Here is a 6,757-nt window from a genome sequence, read left to right as displayed (position 1 = left end):
ACTTTCCGATAACTTTAAAGTAGGGTGGGCAATGCCCACCCTAATTTCTTAGACTTGCACCATGCCACCCACAGCTTGAAAACGGGCGCGTGCCCTCTTCAGAGCTTGAGTTGCCTGATATTTTTCCTGACGGTTTTCGCTGTTTTGCACTTGGTTATAGCGCTCTTGAGCTTGGGTGTAAGCGGCGCGAGCTTGTTCCACATTAATGGATTCGCTGCGTTCGGCACCATTAACCAAAATAATCACTCGATCTTCTTCGACTTCGGCAAATCCGCCCATCAGAGCAATAGATACCCAACCTTTATCTTGACGAACTCGCATCACGCCTGTATCCAAAGCAGTCAAAAGTGGTGCGTGTCCGCTGAGAATACCTAATTGCCCGGTGGTGCTGGGCAGAATCAATTCTTGGGCTGGAGAATCCCAGACTGTCTTGTCTGGCGCAATCACGCGAACGTTTAAAGTCATTTCGATTTTGGATTTTCGATTTTGGATTTTCGATTGAGGAAAGAGAATTTTGGATGAGAGGATTTTAGATTTTGGATTAAAAAATTTCAATCCAAAATCTAAAATCTAAAATCCAAAATTCTTACTTACCAGACTTGATCTTTTCGGCTTTAGCGATCGCTTCTTCAATGGTGCCTACCATATAGAAAGCCTGCTCCGGTAGAGCGTCCAATTCACCGGAAAGAATCTGTTTGAAGCCCTTGATCGTATCTTCCAGCTTCACGTACTTACCGGGAGAACCGGTAAACACTTCTGCCACAAAGAACGGCTGAGACAAGAAACGCTCGATCTTACGCGCACGCGCTACCGTCAAACGGTCATCTTCCGACAGTTCATCCAAACCGAGAATGGCAATGATGTCTTGCAATTCTTTGTAACGTTGCAGAGTCGATTGCACCGAACGAGCTGTTTGGTAGTGTTCGTCACCCACAACACTCGGTTGCAACATCGTGGAAGTGGAATCCAGGGGATCGACTGCTGGGTAAATTCCCTTCGCAGCCAAACCGCGAGACAGCACCGTGGTAGCATCCAAGTGAGCGAAGGTGGTAGCGGGAGCGGGGTCGGTCAAGTCGTCCGCAGGTACGTACACTGCTTGAATCGAGGTGATGGAACCTTCGGTGGTCGAGGTGATCCGCTCTTGCAAAGCACCCATTTCGGTAGCTAGGGTGGGCTGATATCCTACCGCAGAAGGCATCCGACCCAACAGTGCGGACACTTCGGAACCCGCTTGCACGAACCGGAAGATATTATCGATGAACAGCAGCACGTCTTGCTTGTTCACATCGCGGAAGTATTCAGCCATTGTCAGCGCCGACAGACCAACGCGCATCCGGGCTCCCGGTGGCTCGTTCATCTGACCGTATACCAGCGCTACCTTAGATTCGCCGATATTTTCTTCGTTAATGACCTTCGATTCTTTGAATTCATTGTAGAGGTCATTACCTTCGCGGGTGCGTTCGCCCACACCGCCAAACACGGACACACCACCGTGAGCTTTAGCGATGTTGTTGATCAGTTCTTGGATGATGACGGTTTTGCCCACGCCAGCACCACCGAACAAACCGATTTTGCCACCCCGACGATAGGGAGCCAACAAATCTACTACTTTGATGCCTGTTTCAAAAACGGAGGGTTTGGTTTCTAATTCCGTCAGTTTGGGAGAGGGACGGTGGATGGGGAAAGTTTCCGAGGTATTGACTGGGCCCAGGTTGTCGATCGGTTCGCCCAGCACGTTGAAAATGCGACCCAAGGTAGCAGCGCCAACTGGTACGCTGATGGGAGCGCCGGTGTCTACCGCTTCCATACCGCGCACCAAACCATCGGTGGTACTCATGGCAACGGCGCGGACTTGGTTGTCGCCCAGCAGCTGCTGTACTTCGCAGGTGACGGATACGTCTTGTCCTGCTTCGTTTTTGCCTTGGATTTTCAAGGCGTTGTAAATCTGCGGCATTTTGCCGGCGGAGAATTCAACGTCTACAACGGGGCCAATGATCTGGCTGATGCGGCCTATGTTTGTTCTTTCTGTGCTGGCTACCATGCTTGCGCCTATCTATATAGATATGGGGGAACTGTCTTAACATTTAGCAATGCCATTTCTCAGATTACCACCGAACGGGATATTTCTGCGGGTTGAGGCGCAAGCAGTTGGAGATGGTGTGCGATCGTCCAAAACATTCTTTGGCCAAAATTCGCCTAAGCTTTTTCTGTTGCTTTCTGTTGCTGTTTGCGCTTCAGTGAAGCTGCACCCATTGCACCTAGCGCCAGCAAGCCCAAGGTAGAAGCTGGTTCGGGAACTGTCTCGATAGGAGTAGAGCGAATTTTCACATTATCAACACCAGCCTGGAAAAACAATTGGTTGTCAACTTCCCGGAAAGCCAATCGCACTGTTTGACCTGCCCATGCACTTAGATCGAATGCGGTGCTAGCCCACTGACGAGGTGAAGCAGTTGGAGCCACAATATTTGCTAGTACCCCAGCCGATGAAGAAGGGCCAAACCAGTTGCTAAATCCAGCAGAAACAAGATCGACTCGAAACTGTTGATTGGGAGGGCCAAATGCGTTCATGTTTCCCGGATTGAAAAATGGTGCAGAACTCTGAGCAAACCAGTCAAATGAAAGTTGGTGCTGCGAACCAGCTTCTAGGAAAATATCTTGAAACAAGACGTATGAACCTGGACCGGTTTGGTCGGTCACTGCATATCTCGTCTGCTCCCACAGCGATCAACGCTGCACCAGCGGTAGCGATCGATAACTTTTTCATCATAGTTGAAATATTCATTTTTTAATTTTTCCAAATAAGTAAGCGTTAACAGCGGTGATATTGACAAGAGGGATGCGCGAAAACTTTTGTGTTAGTTGAGACTACCGATTAATATCGGGAAAAGTTACTTTATCTGTTATTTTCGTGCTCATCTAAGTATCATCACTAAAAACAGATTGGCATACCCGCATCACTACTGTCATCAGTGCCGAGCCAATCTTCATCGAAAATTTACATTTAAATATAGATAGAAACATCGCTCCGCTCAAATCCAATTCAGGTAAAATACTGACGATCGTAGGCTTTTATCCATCATGATGCGTAAAAACTCGTACTTTGACTTGCTGAATTTTCGGCAAATAGGTATTGACAAATCCAACTTATGTGTATAAATATTTACAGACTTCCAGAAATACCCTTATTTGGGTCGGACAACCTGGAAAAAAAATGGTGTCTCCCAATAGGTTAGCGATCGCCTGTGGGGGTTGAGGCAAAGTACTTGTAGCGTTCCAATCGAGTACGGCAAAAGGCAGATCCTATCCTGTCCATATGTAAATTAACCAGAACGACAGGCAGTCTATCTCGCTGTTTTAGTGTAAAATATAGGTTTGTCCCTCTCTCAATAACCCTCAGATTAGGCTATGAGCCACCGATAAATTTGCTATTCTTTGAGAAAAGATTACAAAAGAAACTGTAACTTTGGTTAGGGCTGCCTATTTTCTAAACCTTTGGAAAATAAATTGGTTTTAAACCTGCTTGCGGCTGCGCCCCAGTTGCGATGGTAATCTACAGCCGGGGTTCACAAACAATGAGTAAAAATTCTTCCCATACACTTAAAGGTAACATCCTCGTAGTTGACGATCAGCCAGATAACTTGCGTATATTATCTTTCATGCTGAGAGAAGAGGGATACCAGGTTCGCAAAGCCTTGAACGGTCAAATGGCTCTGACTGCTTGTCAGACTCTATTACCCGATGTAATTTTACTCGATATTATGATGCCGGATATGGACGGCTATGAAGTTTGCCAAAGGCTGAAAGCTTCGGATAAAACCTGCGAGGTGCCAGTAATTTTTATCAGCGCTCTCGATGATGTGGTGGACAAAGTAAAAGCTTTTAGCGTCGGTGGCGTAGACTACATTACCAAACCGTTTCAAGTGGAAGAAGTTCTCGCTCGCGTCGCCAATCAACTGACTATTCAACAGTTGTATCGTCAACTCACCGAGCAAAATACACAGTTGCAAAAGTTGAACGAAGAACTGAAAAGATCCAACGACGAACTGGAACAATTCGCTTACATTGCCTCCCACGATCTGCAATCACCCCTACAAGCGATCGTTGGCTACGCCCGTATTATAGAAGCAACATACGAAAATCATCTCGATACAGATGCTAAACAATACATCGCAAATATTGTGAATGCGGGATGGAGGATGACACAGCTAATTGAAGACTTGCTAGATTATTCTAGGGTAGGCACCTGTACAGAAGAATTCAAACCGACTGACTGCAAAACCGTACTAGAAGAAGTGCTAGCCAATCTGGACGAAGAAATCTGCGCCAGCGGTGCAAGTATTAGCTATTCCGATTTGCCCACAGTAATGGGCTCTAGCACGCAACTGATGCAGGTTTTCCAAAACTTGATTAGCAACAGCATCAAGTTTTGTCGCCCCGAAGTTCCGCCGCAGGTCGAGATTACTGCCAAAGCAAAGAAAAACGACGAATGGATCGTAGCAGTTCGCGACAATGGCATAGGCATAGAAACTCAGCATTTTGAGCGTATTTTTGAAGTTTTTCAACGCCTGCACTCTTATAAAAAATACCCAGGTAATGGCATCGGTATGAGCATCTGCAAGAAAATTGTGGAACGTCATGGAGGACGCATCTGGGTAGAATCTCAACCTGGAGTGGGAACAACTTTTTACTTCACTATTCCGGCAAAGATTTGATCGCTTTGCATTGCGAGGTTTTTGGCTAGCACTGGGAGAATAGTGGGAGAGTGAGAGAATAAATCTTTTCCCTTTTCCCTCTACCTCTTCATGATTGACTTTCAATACTGGGGAGATGAGGCGAGCAAGTCTGCTGCTAATTTGCTTCCCAATGGTTTCGAGAACAAGTATCCCTGACCGAAGCCACAGTTTAATGTCCTCAATTTGGCTAGCTGTTGTTGGGTTTCGACACCTTCTGCGATCGCACTCATACCCAGCGAATGAGCAATAGTGATAATAGCAGGAACTAAACCCAAACTTTCAGAATTTTTATCTATAGGATTAATAAAGGAGCGGTCAATCTTAAGGGTATCAACTGGAAGACGATTCAAATAGCTGAGGGAAGAATAACCGGTGCCAAAATCATCAATACTCAACTGAATTTGACGGTTTCTAAGTTGCTGGAGAATCGCCGTGACCGACCCATCTTTTTCCATAATTGCACTTTCAGTAATTTCTAGTTTTAAATTTTGAGGGCTCAGTTGAGTTTTTTTAAGAGTATCATCAATCAGCTCGATCAAGTTGGGTTGAGAGAACTCGCGCACCGAAAGATTGACGCTCATAGTTAGGGATTCTTGAGAAAGTTTTTCTTCTTGCCAAATGCGAAGCTGCTGACAAGCTTCCCGCATTACCCAAGTACCGATGAAAGTAATCAAGCCGGTTTCTTCTGCCACGGGAATGAACTCTGCGGGAGAAACGAAACCGCGTGTGGGATGCTGCCAGCGCACGAGGGCTTCAAAGCCAGAAATTTTGCCTTCGCAAAGACTGACTATGGGCTGATAATACACGACAAATTCTTGCCGTTCGATCGCTCTGCGAAGGTCAGTTTCCAACTGTAAAAGCTGAAGTGCTTCCTGGTGCATGGCTGGATTGAAGACGTGATACCGCGCTTTTCCGAATGCCTTAGCGCGATACATTGCCGTATCGGCATCTCGCAGCAAATGTTCTGGTTGATCGTAGGTAGCATTGCCCAGGACAATGCCAATACTAGCAGTTATGAATACTTCGCGTTTATCTAGGTAAAACGGGCGAGATAATTCCCAAAGAATGCGCTCTGCAATCTGTGTAACGCTGGTAATATCTTTAATTTCTTCTAAAAGAAGAGTGAATTCATCCCCACCTAATCTGGCCAAAGTATCAACTGGACTGAGAGATAATTTTAATCGGCTAGCAATTGCCGTCAGCAACTCATCTCCCACCAAATGACCGAGAGAATCATTGACGATTTTAAAGCGATCGCAATCTAGAAACAGCACTGAAAATTGGTACTCTGGCTGTTGCTTGGCGCGGATGACAGCTTGTTTCAAACGCTCCATAAACAAAGCGCGATTGGGCAAACCAGTCAGCGGATCGTGCAGCGCCATGTGCAAAAGTTGCTTTTCTAGAAGCTTGCGTTCGGCAATTTCCCGCTGAAGTTCTTGATTCGTCACTTCCAGTTCGCAGGTACGCTCTTTTACCTTAATTTCAAGTTCTGCGTTCAGTTGACGAACTTTTGTTTCTGCCGTTTTTAAAGCCAGTTGATTTTCGACGCGGATTAAAACTTCTTGAAACTGAAATGGCTTAGTAATGTAGTCTACACCTCCAACGGTAAAGGCTTTTACCTTGTCTAAAACTTCATCTAATGCACTCAAAAAAATCACCGGAACGTCTCTCGTTTGCATATCGGATTTCAGGATTTGACAAACTTCGTAGCCATTCATATGCGGCATCATGATATCGAGCAGAATCAAGTCGGGTAGTTTAGCGCGAGCTGCCTTCAATGCCGTTTGTCCGTTCGTTACGCACCGAACTTTATAACCCTGTGCGCTCAACAAATTGGATAAAAGGTGCAGATTATCCGGCGTATCGTCAACAAGTAGAATGTTGCCTTTTATTGTAGATGCTATATCCTTATTCATTTTCTTATATACCCTTTGATTTCCTTGTTCTGAAGTCATCTATTCTAGCCTATATATTTGATTATTTTTTCTGTAAGAGCATTAATATTTTCAAATTGGAAGCTATGC

At 45.5% G+C, this 6,757-nt stretch carries 5 protein-coding genes; 1 reads left to right on the top strand and 4 read right to left on the bottom strand.

The genetic code is table 11. The features are described from left to right. Positions 1–48: 48 nt before the first annotated feature. The 3 genes from atpC to H6S82_RS13350 form a co-directional block, all read right to left on the bottom strand. Positions 49–465 (bottom strand): ATP synthase F1 subunit epsilon, encoded by a 417-nt coding sequence (atpC, locus tag H6S82_RS13360; protein WP_190462741.1) that lies wholly within the window; start codon positions 463–465, stop codon positions 49–51. A gap of 121 nt (positions 466–586) precedes the next feature. Beyond that, complete coding sequence (atpD, locus tag H6S82_RS13355) at positions 587–2,041, bottom strand: F0F1 ATP synthase subunit beta (RefSeq protein WP_190462739.1); 1,455 nt, start codon at positions 2,039–2,041, stop codon at positions 587–589. A 155-nt stretch (positions 2,042–2,196) separates the two neighbouring features. After that, positions 2,197–2,697 carry a PEP-CTERM sorting domain-containing protein gene (locus H6S82_RS13350; protein ID WP_199315141.1) on the bottom strand — a complete coding sequence of 167 codons (501 nt, stop codon included), beginning with the start codon at positions 2,695–2,697 and terminating at the stop codon, positions 2,197–2,199. An 875-nt stretch (positions 2,698–3,572) separates the two neighbouring features. On the opposite strand from H6S82_RS13350, the gene H6S82_RS13345 reads away from it, so the two are divergent. Continuing rightward, entirely contained in the window at positions 3,573–4,712 is a 1,140-nt protein-coding gene (locus tag H6S82_RS13345; protein ID WP_190462736.1) for a response regulator, read from the top strand. Positions 4,713–4,813: 101 nt separating this feature from the next. Here H6S82_RS13345 and H6S82_RS13340 read toward each other — a convergent pair whose 3' ends face one another. After that, positions 4,814–6,649: a GGDEF domain-containing response regulator gene (locus tag H6S82_RS13340; protein WP_190462734.1), complete on the bottom strand. Its 1,836-nt coding sequence runs from the start codon at positions 6,647–6,649 to the stop codon at positions 4,814–4,816. Between the last annotated feature and the right edge of the window lie 108 nt (positions 6,650–6,757).

This window comes from Planktothrix sp. FACHB-1355, from assembly GCF_014748295.1.
GTDB classification, from domain to species: domain Bacteria; phylum Cyanobacteriota; class Cyanobacteriia; order Cyanobacteriales; family Aerosakkonemataceae; genus Aerosakkonema; species Aerosakkonema funiforme_A.
This window is presented reverse-complemented; position numbering and strand designations above follow the sequence as displayed.